Annotated in this window: 22 protein-coding genes and 1 riboswitch; of the genes, 4 read left to right on the top strand and 18 right to left on the bottom strand. The window is 42.7% G+C overall.

From position 1 onward, the window contains the following. Positions 1 to 14 precede the first annotated feature (14 nt). Complete coding sequence (locus K6969_RS00665; RefSeq protein ID WP_171943123.1) at positions 15 to 1,247, bottom strand: CapA family protein; 1,233 nt, start codon at positions 1,245 to 1,247, stop codon at positions 15 to 17. Positions 1,248 to 1,578: 331 nt separating this feature from the next. Then, a complete protein-coding gene (locus K6969_RS00660; RefSeq protein WP_171943122.1) occupies positions 1,579 to 2,517 on the bottom strand; it encodes a dihydroorotate oxidase in 939 nt (312 codons plus the stop codon). Between the two features lie 222 nt (positions 2,518 to 2,739). Here K6969_RS00660 and gdhA point away from each other — a divergent pair, with 222 nt between their 5' ends. Beyond that, positions 2,740 to 4,086, top strand: a complete 1,347-nt coding sequence (gene gdhA, locus K6969_RS00655; RefSeq protein ID WP_024376281.1) for an NADP-specific glutamate dehydrogenase — start codon at positions 2,740 to 2,742, stop codon at positions 4,084 to 4,086. Positions 4,087 to 4,321: 235 nt separating this feature from the next. Here gdhA and K6969_RS00650 read toward each other — a convergent pair whose 3' ends face one another. Together K6969_RS00650 and K6969_RS00645 are read right to left on the bottom strand one after the other, a co-directional pair. Continuing rightward, positions 4,322 to 4,909 (bottom strand): DUF4352 domain-containing protein, encoded by a 588-nt coding sequence (locus K6969_RS00650; protein WP_044777616.1) that lies wholly within the window; start codon positions 4,907 to 4,909, stop codon positions 4,322 to 4,324. A gap of 10 nt (positions 4,910 to 4,919) precedes the next feature. Continuing rightward, positions 4,920 to 5,768 (bottom strand): mechanosensitive ion channel family protein, encoded by an 849-nt coding sequence (locus K6969_RS00645; protein ID WP_171943121.1) that lies wholly within the window; start codon positions 5,766 to 5,768, stop codon positions 4,920 to 4,922. A 307-nt stretch (positions 5,769 to 6,075) separates the two neighbouring features. Between K6969_RS00645 and K6969_RS00640 the strand changes: the two genes are divergently transcribed. Next, positions 6,076 to 7,278, top strand: coding sequence for an IS110 family transposase (locus tag K6969_RS00640; protein WP_321537492.1), 1,203 nt, complete (start codon positions 6,076 to 6,078; stop codon positions 7,276 to 7,278). Positions 7,279 to 7,600: 322 nt separating this feature from the next. Here K6969_RS00640 and K6969_RS00635 read toward each other — a convergent pair whose 3' ends face one another. The 5 genes from K6969_RS00635 to K6969_RS00615 all read right to left on the bottom strand — a co-directional run bounded on the left by K6969_RS00635 (position 7,601) and on the right by K6969_RS00615 (position 14,726). Further along, positions 7,601 to 8,935, bottom strand: a complete 1,335-nt coding sequence (locus tag K6969_RS00635) for an alanine/glycine:cation symporter family protein (RefSeq protein WP_171943144.1) — start codon at positions 8,933 to 8,935, stop codon at positions 7,601 to 7,603. Positions 8,936 to 9,040: 105 nt separating this feature from the next. Continuing rightward, positions 9,041 to 9,145, bottom strand: a riboswitch (glycine riboswitch). Between the two features lie 212 nt (positions 9,146 to 9,357). Continuing rightward, entirely contained in the window at positions 9,358 to 9,990 is a 633-nt protein-coding gene (locus tag K6969_RS00630; RefSeq protein ID WP_053864557.1) for an ABC transporter ATP-binding protein, read from the bottom strand. A 1-nt stretch (position 9,991) separates the two neighbouring features. Continuing rightward, positions 9,992 to 11,977 (bottom strand): DUF1430 domain-containing protein, encoded by a 1,986-nt coding sequence (locus K6969_RS00625; RefSeq protein WP_171943145.1) that lies wholly within the window; start codon positions 11,975 to 11,977, stop codon positions 9,992 to 9,994. Between the two features lie 241 nt (positions 11,978 to 12,218). Continuing rightward, a complete protein-coding gene (gene msrB / locus K6969_RS00620; RefSeq protein WP_029943672.1) occupies positions 12,219 to 13,157 on the bottom strand; it encodes a peptide-methionine (R)-S-oxide reductase MsrB in 939 nt (312 codons plus the stop codon). A gap of 39 nt (positions 13,158 to 13,196) precedes the next feature. Continuing rightward, on the bottom strand, positions 13,197 to 14,726 hold the full coding sequence (locus K6969_RS00615) for an AMP-binding protein (protein ID WP_044760210.1): 1,530 nt from the start codon (positions 14,724 to 14,726) through the stop codon (positions 13,197 to 13,199). Between K6969_RS00615 and K6969_RS12325 the strand changes: the two genes are divergently transcribed. Then, positions 14,716 to 14,766, top strand: a complete 51-nt coding sequence (locus K6969_RS12325; protein WP_353735889.1) for a hypothetical protein — start codon at positions 14,716 to 14,718, stop codon at positions 14,764 to 14,766. The two genes, K6969_RS00615 and K6969_RS12325, sit on opposite strands and share 11 nt — an antisense overlap. A 93-nt stretch (positions 14,767 to 14,859) precedes the next feature. On the opposite strand, the gene trxA is transcribed toward K6969_RS12325, so the two are convergent. From trxA to treR, 9 genes are all read right to left on the bottom strand, one after another. Beyond that, positions 14,860 to 15,174 carry a thioredoxin gene (gene trxA / locus K6969_RS00610; RefSeq protein ID WP_044760211.1) on the bottom strand — a complete coding sequence of 105 codons (315 nt, stop codon included), beginning with the start codon at positions 15,172 to 15,174 and terminating at the stop codon, positions 14,860 to 14,862. A gap of 217 nt (positions 15,175 to 15,391) precedes the next feature. Further along, positions 15,392 to 16,246: an aldo/keto reductase gene (locus K6969_RS00605; protein ID WP_029173435.1), complete on the bottom strand. Its 855-nt coding sequence runs from the start codon at positions 16,244 to 16,246 to the stop codon at positions 15,392 to 15,394. A gap of 2 nt (positions 16,247 to 16,248) precedes the next feature. After that, positions 16,249 to 16,626, bottom strand: coding sequence for a MerR family transcriptional regulator (locus K6969_RS00600; RefSeq protein WP_044760212.1), 378 nt, complete (start codon positions 16,624 to 16,626; stop codon positions 16,249 to 16,251). A 221-nt stretch (positions 16,627 to 16,847) separates the two neighbouring features. After that, on the bottom strand, positions 16,848 to 17,321 hold the full coding sequence (gene tnpA, locus K6969_RS00595) for an IS200/IS605 family transposase (protein WP_024378560.1): 474 nt from the start codon (positions 17,319 to 17,321) through the stop codon (positions 16,848 to 16,850). Positions 17,322 to 17,479: 158 nt separating this feature from the next. Next, positions 17,480 to 18,133 (bottom strand): GNAT family N-acetyltransferase, encoded by a 654-nt coding sequence (locus K6969_RS00590; RefSeq protein WP_029173728.1) that lies wholly within the window; start codon positions 18,131 to 18,133, stop codon positions 17,480 to 17,482. A 23-nt stretch (positions 18,134 to 18,156) separates the two neighbouring features. After that, positions 18,157 to 20,490, bottom strand: coding sequence for an endonuclease MutS2 (locus K6969_RS00585; RefSeq protein WP_029173727.1), 2,334 nt, complete (start codon positions 20,488 to 20,490; stop codon positions 18,157 to 18,159). Positions 20,491 to 20,593: 103 nt separating this feature from the next. Continuing rightward, on the bottom strand, positions 20,594 to 21,142 hold the full coding sequence (locus K6969_RS00580; protein ID WP_029173726.1) for a CvpA family protein: 549 nt from the start codon (positions 21,140 to 21,142) through the stop codon (positions 20,594 to 20,596). After that, on the bottom strand, positions 21,139 to 21,450 hold the full coding sequence (locus tag K6969_RS00575) for a hypothetical protein (RefSeq protein ID WP_002935948.1): 312 nt from the start codon (positions 21,448 to 21,450) through the stop codon (positions 21,139 to 21,141). Before K6969_RS00575 ends, K6969_RS00580 begins: the two co-directional genes overlap by 4 nt. 57 nt (positions 21,451 to 21,507) lie before the next feature. Then, the gene (treR, locus tag K6969_RS00570; RefSeq protein WP_029173724.1) at positions 21,508 to 22,221 is read right to left on the bottom strand and encodes a trehalose operon repressor; all 714 of its coding nucleotides are present in this window, start codon (positions 22,219 to 22,221) and stop codon (positions 21,508 to 21,510) included. A 233-nt stretch (positions 22,222 to 22,454) separates the two neighbouring features. Between treR and treP the strand changes: the two genes are divergently transcribed. After that, complete coding sequence (gene treP / locus K6969_RS00565; RefSeq protein WP_171943156.1) at positions 22,455 to 24,449, top strand: PTS system trehalose-specific EIIBC component; 1,995 nt, start codon at positions 22,455 to 22,457, stop codon at positions 24,447 to 24,449. Positions 24,450 to 24,460: the final 11 nt, after the last annotated feature.

Genomic DNA, 24,460 nt, shown 5'->3' with positions numbered 1-24,460 from the left:
CATCTTCTCTCTCCTCACCATACCAAATTGACAAAGTCTTTCATTTCTTGATAGGCTGCATCCACACGCGCCTGTGTATCTAGATCCAATTGTCCATAGTATCGACCACCAGCGACCCAGTCTTCCAATACATAAGTCTGATAGCTAAAACGCTCATAACCATCCAGTGAATACATTCCCTGAGAGATACGATTCACCCAGGTTGGATGGGCTTGAGCAGTTTGAATACTTGTCTGCCCATTCTCTTTTTGAATCCTTATATCCATCAAGACACCCCGCTCGGTCCATTGGGAATTTGGTGTATCATCCATGCTCTCAATACGCTGATTGGACAGGAAATTCCCCATCGAATAGATAATCAATTTTCTCTGGCCATCTTTTTCAATAATCTCTGCGGGCTCGACTACATGCGGATGCCCACCAAGAACGATGTCTGCTCCCCAATCAATCATTTGATGGTACAAACTGGTCTGTTCCTCCGTAGGCTCCAACTGGTATTCCACACCCGTCTGAGGCATGACGATGGTAATATCCGCCTCTTTCTCAGCTCGCTCAATCTCTGCCCGCATCTTTTCTTTATCAAAATCCGATAAATAGGCATCATATTCCTCCTGACCCAGCAAAGCCTCCATCCCGTTGAAACCGTAAGCATAGGCTAGGACAGCTATACGGATACCATTGACTTCTCGAATGTAGAGTGGTGCAGTTGCCCGATTGCCTTCGGCGTAGACACCGACTGTATCCACACCTGCATCTCTAAATGTATTGACAGTGGAAATCAGCCCTGATAGATGTGAGTCCAAGATATGATTATGGGCTAAGTCCACCAAATCGTAGCCTGCATCATGGATATTGTTGGCGACAATGGCAGGCGCATTAAAAAGTGGGTAACCTGCTAATTCGACATCTGGGGAAATGGTCCCTTCAAAGTCTGCGATAGCGAAATCAGCCTGTTCTATCCAGGGCTTTACGTAGGTAAAATTCTCAGAAAAATCATACTGACCGTCTGCCAACTCCGCCCCACGAAGGATGGGAAGGTGATAGAGCAAATCCCCATGAGCCATGATGCGAACAGAATTATCTGAGTGCATTGATTCTGAGGCCTGATTCAGCCTAGGAACTAGGTGCTCGCTTACAATAATAATCGCCAAGATAATAGTCGCTAAGCCACAGATAAAAAACAAATGCATCTTTGTCCGATAGGACGCATATCGTTTTCTGCGAATATAGTTCGCTCTTTTCTCCATACCTTTACCCTCATACTCCCTACTTAAGAACCTTTGTTCAAAATACAGTCAGTAGTCCCTCAAAAAAATATTTCTTCCATAAAAGTACATCACTTATAAATAGAGGTTCTAATATTAGTATACGACATTTTTGCTAAAAAATCTAAATAAAATCAGAATTCCATCTCACAAATATATGTTTCTGACTATGTATTCCATTCCTCAAACGATTATCAGACCGATCTTCACAGACCATTAAAAAGAGCTAACATTATCACCTCGTGACCCCCTAAAAGACTATCTGGGAGAACGGTACAATGTTAGCTTCTTTTTATGTCTTCAACAGATGTTCTCAATCATCTAAGTGCTGTAGCTTGCCACGAAAATCTTCAATGGTCTCGTAGCCTTTTTCAGCCATAATGGCCTGCAATTCAGCCGTAATGCGTTCAAAGGCTGCCACACCTTCCTTTTGCAGGGTTGTTCCAACTTGGACCATGCTGGCGCCACACAAGATGTGTTCGAAGGCATCCCGACCTGTCAAGACGCCACCAGTCCCAACAATCTGAATCTCCGATTTCAAGCGTTGGTAGAAGGCATGGACATTTGCCAAGGCTGTCGGTTTGATATATTCACCGCCTATACCTCCAAAACCATTTTTAGGCTTAATGACCACCTGCTCGTCTTCAATATATAGACCATTTCCAATAGAGTTGACACAGTTGACAAACTTCAAAGGAAACTGGTTGAAAATCGCTGCTGCTTGGTCAAAATGCACAATATCGAAATAAGGTGGTAACTTAATACCGAGTGGTTTGGTAAAGTAAGTGAAGACCTCCTGCAAGATGGTTTCTGTCGTTTCAAAATCATAGGCAATCTGCGGTTTTCCAGGGACATTAGGACAAGAAAGATTTAACTCTGTCAACCCCTTAAAATCACTGGCTTCTACAGTTCTCAAAATTTCATGAGTCTCATCAGGCGACATTCCAACTACAGATAAAACAAATGTGCGTTCTGGCTCCGTTTCCTGCAATTCTAGTAGATAATCCAAATAGTAAGCCAAGCCCTGATTTGGCAAACCCATCGAATTGATAGAACCAAGCGGAACATTCTGATAACGTGGTTCTGGATTACCCGCGCGGTAGTCCAAGGTTGCTGTTTTTGTTACAAAAGTACCCGCCTTCGAGTTCTTAACCGCATCCAATTCTTCCTTGGTCATGCACCAAACCCCTGCCGCATTCATCAAACAATTATCAAAGGTAAATCCACCGAGTGTCGTTGCTGTTGAAACCATATTATCCTCCATATAGGTCATTCTTTCTTGATTATATCATAAGAAACAAACGGAGTTTCTTCATTTACTACTAATATTCGGATTTTGCAATAAAAATTTATTAATTTTTTTAAAATTCTTACATTTTCTTCTTTACATTTAAAAATCATGGTGCTATAATAATTATCAGATAAATTAAATTGTCAGACAATTTAATAAATAAAAAAGAAATCAGGTGACCCTATGTCAAATGCCAAAGCTTACATCCAAGCTTCTTTTGAAGCAGTCAAAGCCCGCAACCCACATGAAACAGAATTCCTCCAAGCTGTAGAAGAGCTTTTCTCTACACTTGAGCCTGTTTTTGAAGCACACCCAGAATACATCGAAGAAAACATCTTGGCCCGTATCGTTGAGCCTGAGCGTATCATCAGCTTCCGTGTTCCATGGACAGATAAAGATGGAAATGTCCAAGTCAACCGTGGCTACCGTGTTCAGTTCAACTCAGCTGTAGGTCCTTACAAGGGCGGTCTTCGCTTCCACCCAACTGTAAACCAATCCATCTTGAAGTTCCTCGGTTTTGAGCAAATCTTCAAAAACGTCTTGACTGGTCTGCCAATCGGTGGTGGTAAAGGTGGTTCAGACTTTGATCCTAAAGGAAAAACTGATGCTGAAATCATGCGCTTCTGCCAAAGCTTCATGACTGAATTGCAAAAACACATCGGACCTTCACTTGACGTCCCTGCAGGTGACATCGGTGTCGGTGGTCGTGAGATTGGTTACATGTACGGTCAATACAAACGCCTCCGCCAGTTTGATGCAGGTGTCTTGACTGGTAAACCTCTTGGCTTCGGTGGTTCATTGATCCGCCCAGAAGCAACTGGTTACGGTTTGGTTTACTTCACTGACAATATGTTGGCTGCAAATGGTAAATCCTTCAAAGACCAAACTGTACTTATCTCAGGTTCTGGTAACGTTGCCCAATATGCTGTTCAAAAAGCGACTGAACTTGGTGCAAAAGTTATTTCTGTTTCAGACTCAAATGGTTACATCATTGACGAAACTGGTATCGACTTCGACCTCTTGGTAGACATCAAAGAAAAACGCCGCGCTCGTTTGACAGAATACGCTGCAGAAAAAGCAACTGCTAAGTACTTCGAAGGTTCTGTATGGAACTACGACGGCAAGGCTGATATTGCCCTTCCATGTGCGACTCAAAACGAAATCAACGGCGATCAAGCTGCTGCCCTTGTGAAGAATGGCGTTTACTGTGTAGCTGAAGGTGCCAACATGCCATCTGACCTTGATGCTATCAAAGTTTACAAAGAAAATGGCGTTCTTTACGGCCTTGCTAAAGCAGCCAATGCCGGTGGTGTTGCCGTATCTGCCCTTGAAATGAGCCAAAACAGCCTTCGTCTTTCATGGACTCGTGAAGAAGTAGACGGTCGTCTCAAAGACATCATGGCAAACATCTTCAACACCGCTAAAGAAACTGCTGAAAAATACGACCTTGGTACAGACTACCTCGCAGGTGCTAACATCGCAGCCTTTGAACAAATTGCGGATAGCATGATTGCCCAAGGTTTGGTATAAGCTTACTTTTAGTTTACTAAACTATAATAAAAATACCCCCAAAATTGACGTGCCAATTTTGGGGGTATTTTTCATTAAAAGAAGAGGAGAACAGTGGATAAACATGTTCTCCTTTTTAAAATGTAAAAATAACAGATAAATCGGATATAGTACAATTACCAAGCCGAACAATCTGAACCAAGGGGCGTTATAAACCAGCAAAATTGTGCAGTATTTAAAACTTTTTCTACAGCAATTAGATACCTTCTGCGACTAATTCCGTCCACATGGCATCTTCGTAGGTAAAACCAAAGTTTGTTTCATTATCTATACCGTAGATAAGTTTTACTTGTACTTTCTCTCCTGGCTTCAGCTTTTCAACTAGATTCACATCATAGGTTCGCATATCTAGGGTAAATGGAATCTGACTAGCAGGATCAACCAAACTAAAATAGTATTCATCAAAATAGAGTTCTTCTGCGGTCGAATTTTCAACTTCCACTTCAACAACATAAGCTGTGCCATAGTAGCTATCTACTAGTTCTACGCTATCGTCTTTGCCCATAGACGTTACTGTCACATGAAGACCATCAGAAAAATCAACTGAGTCACCAACTTGATACTCCGTGTATTCCACAGTCTCATCAATGTATCCGTCACTACCTGTATCCCAATTATCAAAATTTGCTGCGCTTAGACCAATCATAAAAATAAAACAGGTCACTCCTAGGATGAAAGAAAGGACTGCACCAGCAATGGTTGTCCAAAAGAGAGGCTGTTTGTGCAAGGGTTTCTTCTTATAATACATCTGCCCATTTTCAACGACAAAATCTTTTGTTTGCATCATAAACTCCTTATTTTAAAACAGTTGGCCCACTTGAAGGTAAATCTATTCCTGCTTGACGCAGGGCATCTTGATAAAAACCAAAGAATTGATGATAGATCTTGTTCTGTTGACCGTTGGCTACAAAAAGATTAACACGAAATATAAACTGTCCCGAAATAGCGTTTTGGGGACCTAATACAGTCACACCTGTAATCTGGTCAAAATTGCTGATTTCTCTCACATTGACCTCTTCTATTACGCGATAGACTTGCTCCAAATCGGTATTAAATTTGAGCGGAATATCGATTTGAGCACGCATGTCCCCTCTTGACTGATTGGACACCACTAGAATGTTGCGATTGGGAATAAAATGCAATGTCCCATCTGCATCACGTACTTGTGTTGTTTGGATTCCCATGCTAACGATGGTTCCTGAAATGGTAATGGGCCCGTTGGTTAACTTAACCACATCTCCGACGTCAAACTGTCGTTCAATTAAGATAAAGAATCCATTGACCAAGTCTGAGAGAAAACCTTGTGCGCCCAGCCCAACAGCTACCCCAGCAATCCCGGCTCCTGCAAGAAGACTGGATACCGGTAAACCTAAAATGCTCAAGATACAATAAATGAGAATAAAGTAGAGCAAATAATTCAGGATACTCTCCACCAGACGACTGATGGTCTTCTGACGACCAATTTCCTGAGTGGATACCTTTAGGGAGGGAACTAAAACCTTTTTCACAGAAGCTTTAGCTATCTTCTTGATAATGTAAAATGCAACAAAGAGTAAAACAAGCGATAAAACCTTATTTAGACCTGCTGTCACAATGGCCTCAATATTAAATTGAGACAAATACTTGGTAATAAAATCATTCATGAGATAATTATAGCAGAAAACATCCTAAAAGAACAGGGAGCGGGAAAGAACTCGACTGGTCAAAAACATACTAAGATTAGTAGTGAGGAAATCTCCGACGGGAGAGAGTAGTCACTACTTTTTCTTTATGTTAAAGTAGAGGTGTCTTGTTAAGTCGAGAACTCTTTTGACGCTAGACGTCGCATCAAAAACTGGCAAGACACCTGTTTTAGAAAGAATGTTATCAAAGTATGTGGGACGCCTGACGTCGAGTATTGAAAATGACATCACTAAAACAAGGAATCATTCAAGACAAAGAGGTAATATCATGCGTGCAGTTTTTGGGATTGATGTGAGTAAGGCAAGTTCAGAAGTGGCCATTCTAGTCAATGGTGAGAAAGTTCATGGCTATGCCATGTCCAATGACGCCATCGGCTTTGCTCGGCTACTTGGCGATTTGAGAACCGTCCATAAGCCAGAAATCATCTTTGAAGCAACAGGTGTCTATTCTCGTCGTCTTCAAGCTTTTCTGGATGAACATGACTACGCTTATACACGGCTTAATCCCTTAGAAGCTAAGAAGCAACTGGATAGCTTGCGTGTGCGGAAAACAGATCAAATTGACGCCGAAAAACTGGCTCAATCTCAATTTGTGCTGAATCGTAAACCCACTTATGTCCAAGAAGAAGTCTATCAAGAACTGCGAGATTTAAGTCGCTTCTATCAGAACTTAACTGAGGACATCGTTCGAGCTAAAAACCGTCTGCACAAGGTCTTGCAAGTCACGTTTCCAGAGATAGAGACTGTCTTATCAAAGCCAACTGGGGAACAATACTGGAACTTAGTTACTGCGTTTCCTTGCAAGGACTTCGTGCTTGATTTAAGCAAGGACGAACTCTTAGAGAGCATTCGTCAGTCCACCTCAAAACGTATTTCGGACAAGCGTGTGGCGTATTTAGCTGAGAAGCTGATAGCACTAGCTAATCAATCTTATTGTGCCGTCAAGAAAACCTCTCCAATACTGGAAGAGGTGCGTTATTATGCAAAAGAATTGCTTCGGCTTTCTGGACAGAGACAGGCAGTCTTAGACGAAATGGTAGAACTAGCTCAGCCATTACCTGAATACGACATTCTGCTCTCTATTCCTGGAATAGCTGAGACTACTGCAACAAGTATTATTGGTGAACTGGGAGATATTCGCCGTTTTCAGTCTGCCAATCAAATCAATGCCTTTATCGGTATTGATCTGAGACACTATGAATCTGGCAACTTCCTCGCTAAGGAACACATTACCAAGCGTGGCAATCCCTACGCTAGAAAAATTCTGTTCAAATGTATTCACAATATCGCTTCAGCCAGTCACACCAATCCTTGCCATATCGCCGACTTTTATGAGAAACGAAAAAGACAATCACAAACGACTTCAACGAAGCCGCACACGATTGCCTCCATACATCGTCTCATTCGGACAATGTATTACCTCATTATGCATAACAAACTTTACGATTACGCTTCAACCCAAAATCGGTAAAACTGTTTATGCTCTATCATTGTAACACCTTATCAAAAAATTTCAACATAAGGTGTTGCTTTTGTATACACTTTTTACACTAAACTTTAGTCCAAAATAAAATAATTTCCTTATTTTGACTACTGAACTTAACATATTTTTCATCAAATACCTTGATGGACTTGACAAATGGTAGAAAAAAGAGTTCGTCTTCCCGCCCCCGCACAGTTGATTAGGTCAGATTTGGAGTGTAAAACACGAACAAATCTGCCAATCAACCACTGCGCTGAGATGTTGACACGAACCCTGAGAAGCGAGGTTGGTCTTTTTGCCCAGTCTCATCTTATTTCTTCTTTGCAAAATACTGGCGTGTCTCCTTGATGATAACAGGAGAGAGAGCTAGTAAGGCGATCAAGTTTGGTAGTGCCATGAGACCATTTACAATATCAGCGATGGTCCAAATCAAGTCCAGCTTGAGGAAGCCACCAAGAGCAACCATGGTTACAAAGACCAGACGGTAAGGCAAGATAGACTGGGTGCCAAAGAGGAATTCGATACAGCGTTCACCATAGTAAGACCATCCAAGAATAGTTGTAAAAGCAAAAAGTACCAAACTAATCGTCAAGGCAATAGATCCTGTATTGCCAAAAACTGTTGCAAAAGCTGCCTGTGTCAGAGGAGCTCCTTCCAATCCTTCGACAGACCACTGACCTGTCACCAAGATTGTCAAACCTGTTAAGGTACAGATAATAATCGTATCGATAAAGGTACCCGTCATAGAAATCAAGCCCTGCTCAACTGGATTATCAGACTTGGCTGCCGCAGCAGCAATAGGCGCCGAACCTAGACCAGATTCATTTGAAAACACTCCACGCGCAATACCACGTTGGATTGCTTCTTTTACAGTTGCCCCTACAAAGCCACCTACTGCTGCTCCAGGTGAGAAGGCAGATTTCAGAACCAAACCAAGTGTCGGCAGCAGTTCATTCCAGTGAACTACCAAGACTATCAAACTTGCCAAAATGTATAAAATCGCCATGAAAGGAACGATTTTGGTTGAAACATCCGAAATTTTTTCAATTCCCCCAAAGATAAAGAAAGCAATTGAAATAGCTGTCACAATGCTGACCAACTGGGGAGCCAGACCAAAGCTAGCAGACATAGAAGAGGCAATCGAATTAACCTGTGAAAATGTCCCCATTCCCAAGAGAGCCACTAAAACACCTGAAATAGCAAAGAAAATTGCCAAAGGCTTCCACTTTTGCCCCATCCCCAAGGTGATATAATGCATGGGTCCACCAGCTGCTTGCCCATTGGCATCCTTGGTACGGTATTTAATGGCTAAAAATCCTTCCGCATACTTGGTTGCCATCCCGAAAAAGGCCGCAACCCACATCCAAAAAAGAGCCCCAGGACCACCTGTAGTAATAGCTGTCGCAACTCCGACAATATTTCCTGTACCAACTGTCGCTGCCAAAGCTGTACAAAGGGCCGCAAAGCTGGACACATCTCCCTGACCAGACTGGTCGCTGGAGAAAATCAGACAAAAAGCCGTCGGCAATTTGCCAATCTGAAATACTCCCAAACGAAGGGTGAAATAGACACCCGTTCCGACCAATAGTAACAAGAGGGGCGGTCCCCAAACAAGATTGTTGATAGCCTTAAATAGTTCTAACATAGTTCCTCCTAAGCGTTTCTAATCCGATAAAGCTGCCGGAAAAACAAAAAGAGGCTGAACACTTCAACCTCTAGAATCAACGTGAAAATATAGAAAAAGCCTATTTTTCAACGCTCTGTCCTTTTACCTGAGAGTTTCAGTAGGTCCACTTTTCCAAGCAGAACTACCTTGCCCCTTCGGTGCCAAAATGGTCTCTCCAGAGTTCCGTCCATTGAACAGTCAGTTTCCCTTCTACCCAATATCAACCGGTTATTCAGTTTTATCTAGTTTTATTTTAATCTAATTTCACGAAAAAATCAAGAATATTTTCTGATACTCAATGAAAATCAAAAGTAGCCTAGGAAACGAAGCCGAAGATAGAACTGGAGTTCATCAAGGTAAGTTGACAACGGATAATTTTGATTTTCGAAGAGTATGAATTTTTACAAGTCTTCCATTTTTATGATAAGGTCTGCTCGCTCCCAAATCAAAGGATTATGGGTCGCAATCACAATTAGCCGATCTGGGCTCTTCAAGGATAACAAAATATCCATAATTTCTTGGGAGCTCTTAGGATCCAAGGCAGCCGTCGGCTCATCTGCCAAAATCAATGGCGGATTTTTCAGAATGACTTTAGCAAGAGCTACCCGCTGGGCTTCCCCTCCTGAGAGTTCATAGATAGGCTGGAACAGATCCAGATAAGACAGACCAACTGCATCAAGTGCCGCTTCCTGCCTCGATTTCCTTTCGTCTTTGGACAATTTCTGACCAATCAGTCCCAAATCCAGATTTTCTTTGATTGTCTGACTTTCTAAAAGACCAAAATTCTGAAAGAGATAGCCTAATTCCTCCCTAAAAAAGAGATGGGGCTTCAACTTTTTCAATTCCTTTCTCTTGTAGAGAATGTCACCTGCATCATAGGACTCCAACTTGGCTAAAATATTCAGCAAGGTCGTTTTTCCACTACCACTGGCACCTATCAAGGCATAGACCTTTCCAGCCTGCAAGTCTAGCGTTACATCAGAAAACAAGCTGCGCTTCCCAAATTTCTTTTGAATTGATTGGATAGAAAACATACTAGGCTCCTTTCAAAATACGGATATTCCAAGCTCCTTCTTTCCTCGCCTGCCACCTCAATAAGTAGAGGGCATTGATTATAAACAAGGCAAAACTGATACTACTTATGAAAATGTGACCTGTTACTACCATGCTTGCTCCAAGAGCTAACAAGAGGGAAAGTAGTTGGAACGTTAGGTATTTCTGATGAATGCCCCAAAAATCCATCCCTGCAATTTCCTTGATGAAAATCTCACGTTTAAATTCTTCAAAGTATAGAAGATTCATGGTATTAAACAGGATAATTGATGTCACAATCCCTAAAATAGCACCCATAGATGTTGAAATGGTCTCTATCCGAATACGATCTAAAAGTTCCGTAAAGAGGGAGGAACTACTTTTCACTTCATTGACAAACTGAAACAGATTTCTTGCCTTCAATTCGCGCAAAAGTTTATCTCTATTTTTAAATAAGATACTGCTATCTACTTCATTCAACCAAAAGTCAGCAGATTCTTTTCCCAGACTTGACGGTGCCAGCACAACTAAAATAGGGTCTGTCAGGTATTGCACATGTTGACCAGAACGATGATTGTAGATAAACTGCTTCTGCCCATCTTTTAGATAGGCAACTTTTCCCTTAATGGTAGCTGAGCGTGCTTGATTAGCAGGTCTAACTATACGATTGATATAATCTTGGTAAAGATGGAGATACCTATCGCTTTCAGGGCGCAATTTTTCAGGCAACAGAAGTTGAAATTCTCCTTCTTGTAAAGGGAGCGCCACTTCTCCTTCTGCTAAGTTTACATCCTGTATCTGCAAATAATTTGGACTAACGTAGAGGGTGTTGCCTGCTGGATGGTAGCTGTCAAGGCGTGTCCCATCTTCCAGTTGGGAGCCCATTAAATAGGCATTCAAATTACTTTTAACAAAGAGCGCGCCGTCTTCCTCCAAAGCTTGCTTTAGTAAAGGATACCAATTTTCAGGCGAATTTAGTCCTGAGCGACCATCCGCAGAAATGTTCCAAGCTAAACTATAGTAATCCCCTTCATTCTCCCACTGCTGGGCACCTACTTGGTATTCCTGCCAAATCCCTGAATAATAGACGGTTTGAGCCACACCCAATGACACCACCAGTAGAGCCAGCATTTGTCCCATAACCATAATGGTCAGGATCCCTTGCAGGGGCATCTTCCCTTTTAACAAGGGTAAAAAGTGATAGGTCCGAATGGCCAAGGTAAATGTAGTAGCGAAAAAAAGGACAATCAAACCAAGCAAGAAATGATAGCCCACTAGTGCTGCGACCAGATAGTAGACAGAATAGCCATCTAATCCAATGAGACATGCCAGTCCAACTGCTGGAAGAACCACAAATGGGATAGTTAGAGCTATCTCTTTCGCATTTTCCTGTAGAGATAGTAGAAATAAATGCCAACGTGAATCTCCTGCAATCAAACGGATACCTGCTGTACGCAACTGCCTTACATTGGCAATCACGACCAAAGCCATATAGGTAATGAGAAAGACCAGTATGGCTAAGAATTGACCACCTTGTGTCAGAAATGCTAGTAAAGTAGCAATAGTCGATGGCTTCCGAATCTGAACTTCATCAAATCCAAGCGAAACAAGAAGAGAACAAAGCTCCTCTACCGTCGCTTTCCCTTGGAAAATAAAATATTTGGTTAAAAGTGTAGACTCCACTTTTTCTGATGACTGAAATTCCTCTAGTCCTCTTGGTAGGGGAGATTGACTAAAATTATCATAAGAAAAGGTACGTCCGCCTGATGTACTTGGCTCAATCACTCGTCTGGCAATGACACTATCCGTCTGTTGAGAATATTCCTCTAATCGCTGTCGTACATCTGAGTAAGTCACGTCCTCAGATATCGACAAGGTAGTCACAGAAGGATAATAATGAACTAGCATAGTCTCCTTTTGGCTAACCCCCAACCAAATCATAAAGACGGCTAGAATGATCGTCGATACAAGTACAAATTTTCCTTTCATCACAATCACCTGTCTTCCTATTCTCTAAAATGTAAGAAATAGGCTAGGAAAAAATTCCAATGTCTCTGCTAAGAGTTCGCTTTAATATCTCAGCTAACTGGTTGATTGACAGCAAAATAGCCACTTCTTAAACTAGAATATTATCTATGTATAAATCATTATATCAAAATTATCTTTTCTAACATACTATTTCGACACAAAAAGCCTATTCTTGGCGAATAGACTTTCTACGTTCCTAAATTTATTTAAGCAAATCCAAAAACAAGCCATATCCTGCTTCTTCCATTTCCTCTCTCGGTATGAAACGAAGGGCTGCTGAGTTGATACAGTAACGGAGACCGCCTTTATCACGTGGTCCGTCATCAAAGACATGACCTAGATGAGCATGACCAGCCCGACTGCGGACTTCAATACGGTTCATGCCGTGGGAAAGATCTTGGAAATAAGTCGCAACTTCCTTGCTGATTGGTTTGGTAAAGGAGGGCCAGCCACAGCCTGAGTCGAATTTGTCTGTCGAGAGAAAGAGGGGCTCGCCAGTCGTAATATCGACGTAGATGCCAGCTTGGTCGCTATTCCAAAACTCATTTTCGAAGGGTCTTTCCGTCGCAGCTTCTTGAGTAACTTGATACTGGAGGTCGGTCAAGCTGTCTTTTAAGACTTGCTGGTCTGGCTTTTGGTAGTCTGCAACATCAATCAGAGGGATTTTTGCCTGCCCAAGATCGATATGGCAGTACCCTTGGGGATTTTTCTTGAGATAATCCTGATGGTAATCTTCAGCGGGGATGTAATGTGCGAGTGGCTCCACTTCAACGGCTAGGGGGCGTCCGCCAAAGAGCTGGGACTGCTCCGTCATGACTTGCTCGATGGTCGGAAAATCAGCTTCATCGGTGTAATAGATACCAGTCCGATACTGGCGCCCCTTGTCAGGTCCCTGCTGATTAACAGAGAAGGGATCAATGACGCGGAAATAGTAGAGGAGAATTTCCCGCAAATTGATACGAGTCTCATCATAAGCTAGATAGAGCGTCTCTGCGTGGTCTGTTTGTTTGAGGAGTTGATAATTGGTCGTCTCCACCTGTCCATTGGCATAGCCAACGCTGGTGTCTAGAATGCCATCAATCTGGGAAAAGTAGCCTTCCATCCCCCAGAAACAACCGCCTGCTAGGTAAATTTCTTTCATGTGAACTCCTTCTTATCTGCAAGCTTGGTTTCGTCACCCTTACAGATTTTTTTCTTTCATTTCTGCTTCCATTTTGAGGCGTTGAACCTTCATAGTCGCTGTTCGTGGAATGTCGTCATAAGCCATCAAGATAGGCTCTTTCAATAGTGGTAGATCTGCAACCATGGCCCACCAAGCTTCCCAGTTCATCTCAGCATCTTCTGCCAAAGCGATAATCGGCTGCGGTGCTCCATTGACATCGCGGATAATCACGACTTCTGATAAAAAGTCCAATTTATCCAGCAATAAATCTTCCAAGGCAAGGTTGCTGTCGATGTGCTCAATGAGGTCAACCTGACGGTCTTTTAGAAGAAGTGTCCCCTCTGGAGTCATGCAGCCGTAGTCACCACTATCCCACCAAGCACCGTACACATTATCTTGGAAGCGGGCATCTTCTTTGTAGTAGGTCACGGCACGGCCTTTTGACAGGAACTGGATATGTCCGTTTTCTCCAGCTGGGAGAGGATTCCCTTGGGCATCTGTGATGCGTGCTTCTGTGTAACCTTCCAGACCAATCCCCATATCTCGTCCACTAACTGTTCCTAGATTTTCCAAGCGATGGTAACGTAAAATCATTGGACCACATTCACTTTGACCATAAACCTGCATAAAGACTGGACCTTGCTCTTTAGAAGCCTCCAAGAAGGCGCGAAGTGTACCAATATTGATAGCATCAAAGGTTGAATGGTAATAACGAATGCTACTAAAGACCTCTGGTTTTTCCTTGGCCAATCTTGCCCATTGGACAAAGTTGTTAGGATGGGTTTCCAGAGCACTTGGATGATGAAGAGCAAGCGCCCGTTCAACATCATCTTTTCTTGCAGAAGAAAGCGGGTAGAGGGGGAAGCCTAGACCAATCGCCGACGACACACCGATATTATAGCGCGAATGAACAGGGGAGATATGGAAGGCCAGCAAGCCTCTCTCCGTCATCTTGTCAAAAATAGTCTGTTGCCAAGCTACTCGCCAGCCCATGGTCTGTGCCGTGTGGCAGATTAGTTTTGGAACACCTGTCGTTCCTGAAGTATGAGTCATGTACTGAATGACATCTTCCGGCAGGAGATTTTCTTCAAATGTATCTGTTTCTTGCACTAGGACTTGGGGTAAAAATACCTTTGTGGCCAGGTCAGTTCGAGTCATTCCTGCTACACGTTCTTCCGTTTCTTGGTCGTAGACAATGAAAGACTTTTCCAATCGCTCCGCAAACACATCTAAATTCGAAGATGGCAAATGATAGGAAATCATAACAGGAACAGCACCCAATGCCGTTACCGCTACTGCTAACAAATAGGTGTCAAAAGCTGGACTCTTATACAGAACCACCTTGTCCCCATAGCCAATACCTGCCGCTGCAAATTGGGCAGCTCTTTTTTGAATAGCTTCAAAAACTGTTTGATAAGTATTTTCCAATCCTAATTCAGGGAAGGATGCGTAGGGTTTGTCAAAATAAATGGCAACATTTGGAAACTCTTGAGCTGCTGTTTTAAACTGACGATAGAGATTTAATGGTTTGTAACTAATAGTTGACATATCTAACCTTTCTAAAATGACAATGATAAGGTTATTATAACATCTTGTGCCAACCTTCACAATCTGATATCTTTGTATGACTCACAGTTGTAAAAAAACAAGTAGTCAATCCACCACTTGCTTTCATTTTCAATTAACCAATCTCTGCCAAGATTGCTTTGATTTGGTCTTTGGTGTGAACACCGGCAACCTGTTTCACAACCTGTCCATCTTTTTTGAACAAAAGAGTTGGGATAGACATGATACCAAACTGACGAGCTGTGTTTGGATTCTCATCAACATCCATCTTGTAAATACGTAATTCATCTTCGTCCACTTCATCTGCTAATTGCTCCAAGATTGGTGCTTGCATACGACAAGGACCACACCATGGTGCCCAAAAGTCAATAAGGACTACGCCTTCTTGTGTTTCAACTTCAAAGTTTGCATCTGTAACAACTTGAACCATCATTTTTCTCCGTTTCTGTTTTTGGTACTATCATTCTACACCAAATAAAAAGAGAATGCGAATATTTGCTACGGGATGAGAGTGGAGATAGGCATGTCGAGAAAATAGTGACTTAAAAAAGCGTATTGTCAAGCCAAACTAGACCGCAGGGAGCAAGCGTGAAACGGAAAATGGTTCTTCCTGTCAAATCCAGTTGTAGCCAAAAACAAGCTCACTCTTAAAAGGTCTTCCCTACATAGCCTGCTAGAGCTTCAATGGTTTGGGCTTGGTGGTGGTCGGCAAAGACTGTCGTATCTGTATTTAGAGCTTGGATAGCCACCATGTCTTCTTCCGTCAGCCCAAAATCAAAGATGTCAAAATTCTGACGCACACGCTCGGGCTTGGCTGATTTGGATAGAGAAACAATGCCTGACTGGAGTTGGAAACGGAGCATGACCTGAGCAGTTGTTTTTCCATATTTGCTAGCAATAGCTGTCAAAACAGGATTGGTAAAAACATCAAATTTCCCTTCTGCAAAGGCTCCCCAACTCTGAACTTGAATTCCCTTGCTGGCCAGATAGGCCCGCTCTTCTGGTTTTTGGTGGAACACATGTAGTTCAATCTGATTGACCATCGGCTTCACAGTATTAAAAAGAGATAGGTTAGCAATCTGGTCTGGTTTAAAATTGGACACACCAATTGCACGGATTTTTCCTTCATGATAGAGTTCCTCCAAAGCTCGCCAAGCTCCAAAGGTATCACCTACTGGCTGATGGAGTAGATAGAGATCCAGATAGTCCAAACCTAACTTCTCCATAGAGGCCGCGAAAGCTTCTTTGGCTCCTTGGTAACTCATATCTGAAATCCACAATTTAGTTGTAATAAATAGTTTTTCTCGTGGCATACCAGCATTGCGAATAGCATGACCAACTGCTTCTTCATTTCCATAAGCCTGAGCTGTGTCAATCAGGCGATAACCTGTCCGAATAGCTTCTTCGACAACCTGCTGGCAGGTTTCTGGATCTGGGATTTGGAAGACCCCAAATCCAACTGTAGGCATCTCAACTCCGTTGTGTAGTGTAACTGTCTGCATCTTTATTCTCCTTTGTCTAATCGTTCCTGTTCAAAGCGTAACAACTGACTATCATAGGTCGCTACCTTATGACTCAGCATCTCCAATACGGCTTCTTGTTGGGCTATTTGCGCCTTCGATCGCTCTTCTTGCTCCTGTAAAATAGCCTTTCGAGCAGCAATAGTACGATCCCCCTGTCGCACAAGGGCAACATAATCCACCAAACTTTCAATAGACATCCCAGACTTACGAAGCATTTTGACCAAGAAGAGCCAGTCAATCGCCTGTTGGTCAAACCGCCGATAACCGTTTTTATCCCGAGACACCTGCAAGAGCCCAATCCGTTCGTAGTAGCGAATCGTATCATTGGATAGACCCAATTCCTCCGCCACTTCTTTCATCGTTTTCAAGAGATCACTTCCTTTCCAGCCCCTGATGATATTATGATTATAAACTATGGAGTCCACTCCATAGCAAGAGAAAAGTCATAACCACCCGTGAAAACGGGTGGCTTGTACACCGGCTATAAGCCGTTTCTCTCCAGCGACGTCTAAAGACGTTCGCTGAACTTCGTTCAGGTTAGTGCTATAATTACTTGACTAATGCCCGTAACAACGGGCTTTTATCTCGTTCTAAAACTACCATCTGAAAATGGATCTTCATACTCTTTGACACTCAATTTATCAAGTGCAATGTCATTTTTCTCCTGCTCGCGAATATATTTCGCAACTGTCTTTTCATTCAGTCCAACGGTACTAACATAGTAGCCTCTGGCCCAAAACTTTCGATTTCCATACTTATATTTTAAATTAGCGTGTTTATCAAATATCATTAGAGCACTTTTGCTTTTCAAATATCCCATAAAATCGGAAATCGAAAGTTTCGGAGGTATCAAAACAAGCATATGAACATGGTCTGGCATCATGTGTCCCTCAATGATTTCCACGCCTTTGTATTGACATAGATGACGGAAAATATCAATTAAGTCCTGTCTAATTTTGTAGTAAATGGATTTTCTTCGGTACTTAGGTGTGAAAACTATGTGATATTTGCACATCCATTTGGTATGTGATAAACTGTAACTGGTTTTAGCCATTTCTTTTTCCTCCTTTATCTAACCTGAACAATTTGATTATAACAGGAAAAAGAAATGGAAGCTCAAAGCCTTGGCAGCCACCAGCATAGCTGGTGGTTTTCTTGTTTTTCTCTACGAGAAAAACTGGCTCGAAGCCATAATAAAAAAAGTTGAAAACTTCAACTTTTTTCCGTCAAATCCACCACATAGGTCAGTTCTTGATAGACTTCTTCGATGTCAAACAATTCTAAATCTGCTGGGTCTGTCACGACATAGACACCTTCGCGGAGATAGTAGGGTGCTGGCTGACCTGTTTCATCTGTAAAGGCCAATTTAGCATTGGGAAGATCGACACCAAAACGGACGTAAGGTGTATCTTTAGGTGTACCGATGACAAGATAATCTGAACAGACTAACCGTCCACCCCATTTCTGATATAAATGGTTGACTGCATCATCCTCACGAGTAAAGATGGCTAGTTTCTCTACACCTTGCGCTCTCAACTCCTGCTCTGCTTTTTCAAAAAGCGCCTGAGCAATGCCCTGCCCTTGAAAGTCAGGGTGGACTGCTAGGTTAGTAAAATAAGCTGTTCGCTTACTTGGTGCGTAAATATAAGACTGGCTGCACTCCTCAGTGTAAATATCGATGTCGATTAGACCAACAATTTGTCCGTCTACTTCAGCCACCCATTCCACACGATGATCATAAACGTCTGTCATTAGGTCGGGCTTCTCTGTTTCTCTATCATCAAAGAATGGAGAGAAAAGGTAGCTGAGTGCCTTACAGTAAATCCAGCCTTTTTCATCACTGGTTTGATATTTTCTGATAATCATAAGAATCTCCCATCGGTTGATTGCTATTTAAACGTCACAATAGTACAGCCTGAACCACCTGCATTTTGTGGAGCGTAGCCGAACTCCTTGACCTGCTTGTTGCGACGGAGGTACTTGGTCACACCTTCTCGGATAACCCCTGTACCGATACCGTGGACAATATCGACTTGTGCTAGGTTATTGAGCAGGGCCTGGTCAATAAATTCATCCAGCTCCATCATAGCCTCTTCGTAGCGTTTGCCACGGAGATCTAAGCGGGCTTTTGGTCCTCGTACATTGGCGCGTTTGACCGTGTGAACCTGACGTTTCTTAGGCTGCTCTGCCTTTTCCACCTTAACAAGCTCAAACTCCTCCTTGGTCAAGGTCATCTTAATCAAGCCAACCTGAGCTTCCCAACGCCCGTCCTTGAGCTGATTGGTCAAGGTCCCACGTTGTCCATAAGCTGTAACGATAATGTCATCGCCCACCTTGGCTTCCCTCTGAATTTTAGCTTTCTTCAGAACCTTGTTTTTAGACAGATCCACCACTTCAGGCGCCAACTTTTTCAGCTCTGCCTTGGCTTCGATAATCTGGTGGGGCTTAAGACTAGCTGCAGCATGGAGATTTTTGAGAATATCCTCGCTTTCTGACAATGCCATATCTACAATTTCCTTGGCTTCCAAGCGTGCCTTGTTGAGCTCATTTTCCCTCTCTCGATTGAGCTCGTCATAGAGCTTGCGGAGGGCTCGGTTCATCTTGTAATTTTCTTGCTCCACATCACGAATCTTATCCAGACGCTGACGACTTTCAACCGTCTGACTTTCCAATTTCTCGATAATGCGGTTCACATCGCTATCTGTATCCGTCCAAGATTGGGCTGACTGGATAATAATATCAGATAGACCAAGACGGCGGGCAATTTCAAAGGCATTGGAGCGACCAGGAACACCCTGCATAAACTTATAGGTCGGACGCAGGCTATTGCTATCAAACTCCATGCTGGCATTTTCAATACCAGAGGTTTCTATCCCGTAAGCCTTGAGCTCCGGATAGTGAGTAGTTGCCATGGTCTTGATGCCCCGTAGGCGAAGGTCGTCTAAAATAGCCATGGCCAGCGACGCGCCCTCCTGTGGATCGGTACCTGCCCCCAACTCATCAAATAAAATCAGAGAATCTTGATCCGCCTCCGCCAAAATCTGTACCGTGTGAGTCATGTGACTGGAGAAGGTGGATAAACTCTGCTCAATCGACTGTTCATCCCCAATGTCCGCAAAAATTTCTTTGAAGATAGCTACCCGACTGCCCTTATCAGCCAAAATAGGCAAACCAGACTGAGCCATGAGATGGGTCAATCCCAAGGTCTTGAGCATAATAGTCTTGCCACCCGTGTTGGGACCCGTTATCACGATAGCCGTCAACTGACTACCGAAATAGAGGTCGTTTGGAACGGGCTCAGCAATCAGCGGATGGCGAACGTTGAGAAGGGCAATATCCTGCTTCTCAGATAGTTTGGGTACAACTGCTTGATGATCACGCGCAAAGAGATGCTTAGCACGAACAAAATCAATATGTCCGATAAGCCAGGCGTTGTTACGAATCACACCACTATGCGGACGGAGCATATCCGACAATTCCTGCAAGATACGGTTGAGCTCATGGCGTTCTTCTGCACGTAGGTGACTGATTTCTTCATTCAAAGTCACCACTGCCCGCGGCTCAATATAAACGGTCGAACCCGAAGCTGAAATGTCATGGACAACCCCAGCAATCTTATTGCGATAGGTATTTTTAACAGGAAGGACATTGCGTCCATTACGGCTTGCCAAAATGCTATCGGACAGCATGTCCCCCTTGGTCTTCAAAATATCCTGCATGACCTGACGAACTTGGTCTTCAGCTTCACGGATTTTCCGGCGGATACGAGCCAGCTTTTCTGAGGCAAAATCCTCTACAAAACCAGCATCATTGATGGACTGGAGGGAGCCCTGTAAATGTGGAAAAAGCTCAATCTTCTCAAAGAGTTTATCCAGCTGGCTAAGACTGACATTTTCCAGATTTCCATAAAAATCCAAGAGAGTTTTGGACACTTCCAAGACTCGCTTGACTGCCAATAATTCTGAGATATTGAGGTCTGTATCCAATTCCAAACGACGCATGGCTGGACCGATGTCACTAGTAGCAGCCAGACTGAAATAGGGATTTTCCACAAAAATCTGCGCTATGTCTGTCAACTCGTCAAAGGCCTGTTGGATACGATGGACTTCCACCATGGGCTCCAACTGTCGTAATTCTTCGAAGCCCTGTTCCGTCAAGAGATAGGGCTCAATTTTTTGTCTTACCTTGTGAAATTCAAGGGTTTCAATAATTTTATTATTCATATATTCCTACTTAGTCTTTCCCACTCATCAAATCAAGTCAACAATGTCTGATTTTGATTTTCGAAGAGTATTATAAATGACGATAAAAAGGATAAGGTCTCCCTTACCCTGCTATATTACTCAACCAGAGAGATTTTAAAAAGCTACTAGTGAATGGTGTGTACTGAATCATGATGTTGGCAAGAAAACTACTGTGCAATTTATTTTGAATCATCGCTAACGGAATAGTTGATAGCAAGACCATGACAATCTGAAGAGAAATAAAAGTCACCAAGACAGCCAAGGCGCCGCTTATGAGATTGGTCATTTTTGTATCAGGATTAAAAGCCTCTAATAGATGGACAAATATTCCTATGAAACGCACAATAGCATAAACCAAGACGTATATCAAAAGAAAGGCCAATCCCGCATAAAATACCATATCTAGGTCAAAGAGATATTTCTCATCAAAATAATAGTTGGAGCTCCCCTGAGTAGCATTGGCAAATGGCACCCAGAGATAAAGGAAGGATGCCAATTTTTTATAAGTAGCCGTCGCAACCACCAGAGCAATAATACTTCCCATGCTATAAAAGGCCTGTAGAACTAGACCACGACTGTAGCCAATGTAGAAACTCCATGCCAAAATGAGAATAATTACTAATGAAATCATACCTTGTCCTCAAGCTCATCTAAGTCAATCAAGGTCACATTCTTTTTCAAGACCTTTTCTTTGACGCTTGCAAGTTCTTGTTCCTTTTGTTCAAATGCCATCTCGCGCGTTAGTTGAACGGATAGAGCATTGATTGCCAACAAAAGCGCGAGGGTTTCAGGGTCCGCCGTCGGCATCTTTTCTTTGATGGCTTGGTATTTTTCCTGTGCAATACGCTCAATCTCTTCCATGAATAAATTATCATGCTCAGTTGTCAAGGTTAATTGCTTCTCGCCAAATGTAAATTTATATCGATTTAAGTTTGCCATATCTTACCTCTTCTTCTATCTATTATAGCGTAAAAAACTTGATTTGGCTAATCTCTCCTATAAAGAATGCTTTCTACGAGCAAAATCTACAAAGCGGAATTTATCAATCTTGTGCTTACTTTCAGTGTATTGAAATTGTCGCGTATCTCCTAAGTAGACCCTGGATTTTATCAACACCAGATAATCATCCTGAATCTGCATCAAATCTCGTTCTTCTCGGCTGGTCGGCTCTACCGTAATCTCTTTTTGTGCATAAGCAATATCAAGGCCTAACTTATTTTCTAGGTATTTATAGATGGATTTTTCAGCAATAGCAGTTGTCAACTCTGGCACGACATCGACAGCAAGATAATCTGTATCCACAACGGAGACCTTACCATCAATCGAACGTGTACGGACAACTTTCCACACCTTGCTATACGGCTCAAAGCCTGTCAAGTGCGAAAGGCTACTATTAACGGTAATCATATCTAAGCTGACAACATCTGTCTTGGTAGAAAGCTGGAGAACATTTGTCAATTCCTGATAGGAAGTTAAACCTGAAACTGGGAAATTGAGAATTTCTTGCTTAAGGACCATTGAACCACGCCCTTGCACTTTTTGAATCAAACCTCCCTCAGTCAAAATCGCCAACGCCTTACGAACCGTATCACGACTAACACCATAGATTTCCTGGAGCTGTTGTTCTGTCGGTAGGGAGCTTTCTGCCGGATAAACATTTGTCCGTATTTTTTCTTTTAAGTCATTATAAATTTCTTGGTATTTTTTCATCATTTCCTCACAAATTCATCTGTCAAATAACATACAACTATCAACATTATAACAAAATTCATTTCAAAATTTAAAAAAACTAAGCAAAAACGCTTGCATTATTTTTTGAAATCGGATACAATGATAACACAAAAGAAATTTGTCCGTACAAATTTCAAAAAAGGACATACTTCGAGAGATGTCTAAAAAATATAGGGTGACGGATTCCATAAGCCGTCTAGAAGGAAAAATATATGGGAAAATTTGAAAAAGAAGCCAAACAGCTCCTAGAAGCTATTGGCGGAAAAGAGAATGTCAATGCAGTAACACACTGTGCAACGCGCATGCGCTTTGTTCTTGCAGATGAGAAAAAAGCAAACGTAAAAGTCATCGAAGACATTCCAGCAGTAAAAGGAACCTTTACAAACGCTGGTCAATTCCAAGTCATCATCGGTAACGATGTACCAATCTTCTACAATGACTTTACAGCTGTGTCTGGTATCGAAGGCGTATCAAAAGAAGCTGCAAAGTCAGCCGCTAAAAGTAACCAAAATGCCATCCAACGTGTCATGACCATGCTGGCGGAAATCTTCACACCAATCATTCCTGCCCTTATCGTCGGCGGTTTGATTCTCGGTTTCCGTAACGTCTTGGAAGGTGTTCAGATGGAATGGCTTGGACAAGCTATGAAAGATGGGCAGTTGGTCTTCGATGCTGATGGTAACCCTGTATGGAACACCATCGTTCAGGTTTCTCCTTTCTGGAATGGTGTCAATCACTTCCTCTGGTTGCCAGGTGAAGCCATCTTCCACTTCTTGCCAGTAGGTATCACTTGGTCCGTATCTCGTAAAATGGGAACTTCACAAATCCTTGGTATCGTCCTTGGTATCTGTTTGGTTTCTCCACAGTTGCTCAACGCTTATGCTGTACCTGGTACAGATGCAGCAACCATTGCCAGCGACTGGTCTTGGAACTTCGGTGCATTTAGTATTGCCCGTATCGGTTATCAAGCACAAGTTATCCCTGCCCTCCTTGCTGGTTTGGCACTGTCTTACCTAGAAATCTTCTGGCGTAAGGTTATTCCAGAAGTGGTCTCAATGATTTTCGTGCCATTCCTATCACTTCTTCCTGCCATCATCTTGGCTCACACTGTCCTTGGTCCTATCGGTTGGACAATTGGTCAATGGTTGTCAACTGTCGTATTGGCTGGTTTGACTGGTCCATTGAAATGGCTCTTCGGTGCGGTATTCGGTGCCCTTTATGCACCGTTCGTAATCACTGGTCTTCACCACATGACCAATGCCATCGATACGCAATTGATCGCGGATGCTGGTGGAACTGGTCTCTGGCCAATGATTGCTCTTTCTAACATTGCTCAAGGTTCTGCGGTATTTGCTTACTTCCTCATGAACCGTCACAATGAAAAAGAAGCTCAAGTTTCACTTCCTGCAACTATTTCTGCTTATCTTGGTGTTACTGAACCAGCCCTCTTTGGTGTCAACGTGAAATACGTTTACCCTTTCGTAGCTGCTATGATTGGTTCAAGTATCGCTGGCTTACTTTCTGTAACCTTTAACATCCAAGCTGCTTCTATCGGTATCGGTGGTCTTCCAGGTATCTTGTCTATCAAGGCTGAATACTGGGGTCCATTCTTGTTAGCAATGATTGTTGCGATTGTTGTCCCAATGATTTTGACAGCTGTTTTCAAACGTACAGGTGCATTTTCAAAAAAAGAAGAAACTGTTGAAGAAGTCGTAGCTCCAACTGAAGCAGTTGTTGAAACTGGCGCTGCTATCGAATTGATTAGCCCACTTACTGGTCAAGCCAAAGAATTGTCACAAGCTACTGACCCTGTATTTGCATCAGGTGTCATGGGCCAAGGTGTCCTTATTGACCCGAGCGAAGGTATCTTGGTTGCTCCAGTCGATGGTGAAGTATCTGTCCTCTTCCCAACTAACCATGCTGTTGGTATCACTGCTGCAAACGGAGTTGAGCTCCTTATGCACATCGGTATGGATACTGTTGGATTGGAAGGCAAAGGCTTCACAGCTCACGTCAAACAAAGTGACAAGGTAAAAGCTGGCGATAAATTGATTAGCTTTGACATCGATGTCATTAAGGCTGCTGGTCTTGTTGCTGAAACACCAGTTATCGTGACCAACCAAACTGACTTTGACACTCAAGTTATCGGAAATCTTCCTCGTGCCATCTCACAAGGCGAAGCTATTCTGACAGTTACAAAGAATTAATGTTCTAGGAG

Source organism: Streptococcus suis (genome assembly GCF_019856455.1).
Taxonomy (GTDB): domain Bacteria; phylum Bacillota; class Bacilli; order Lactobacillales; family Streptococcaceae; genus Streptococcus; species Streptococcus suis_AE.
The sequence above is the reverse complement of the archived record's forward strand: the minus strand, read 5'-3'. Positions and strand labels throughout refer to the sequence as shown.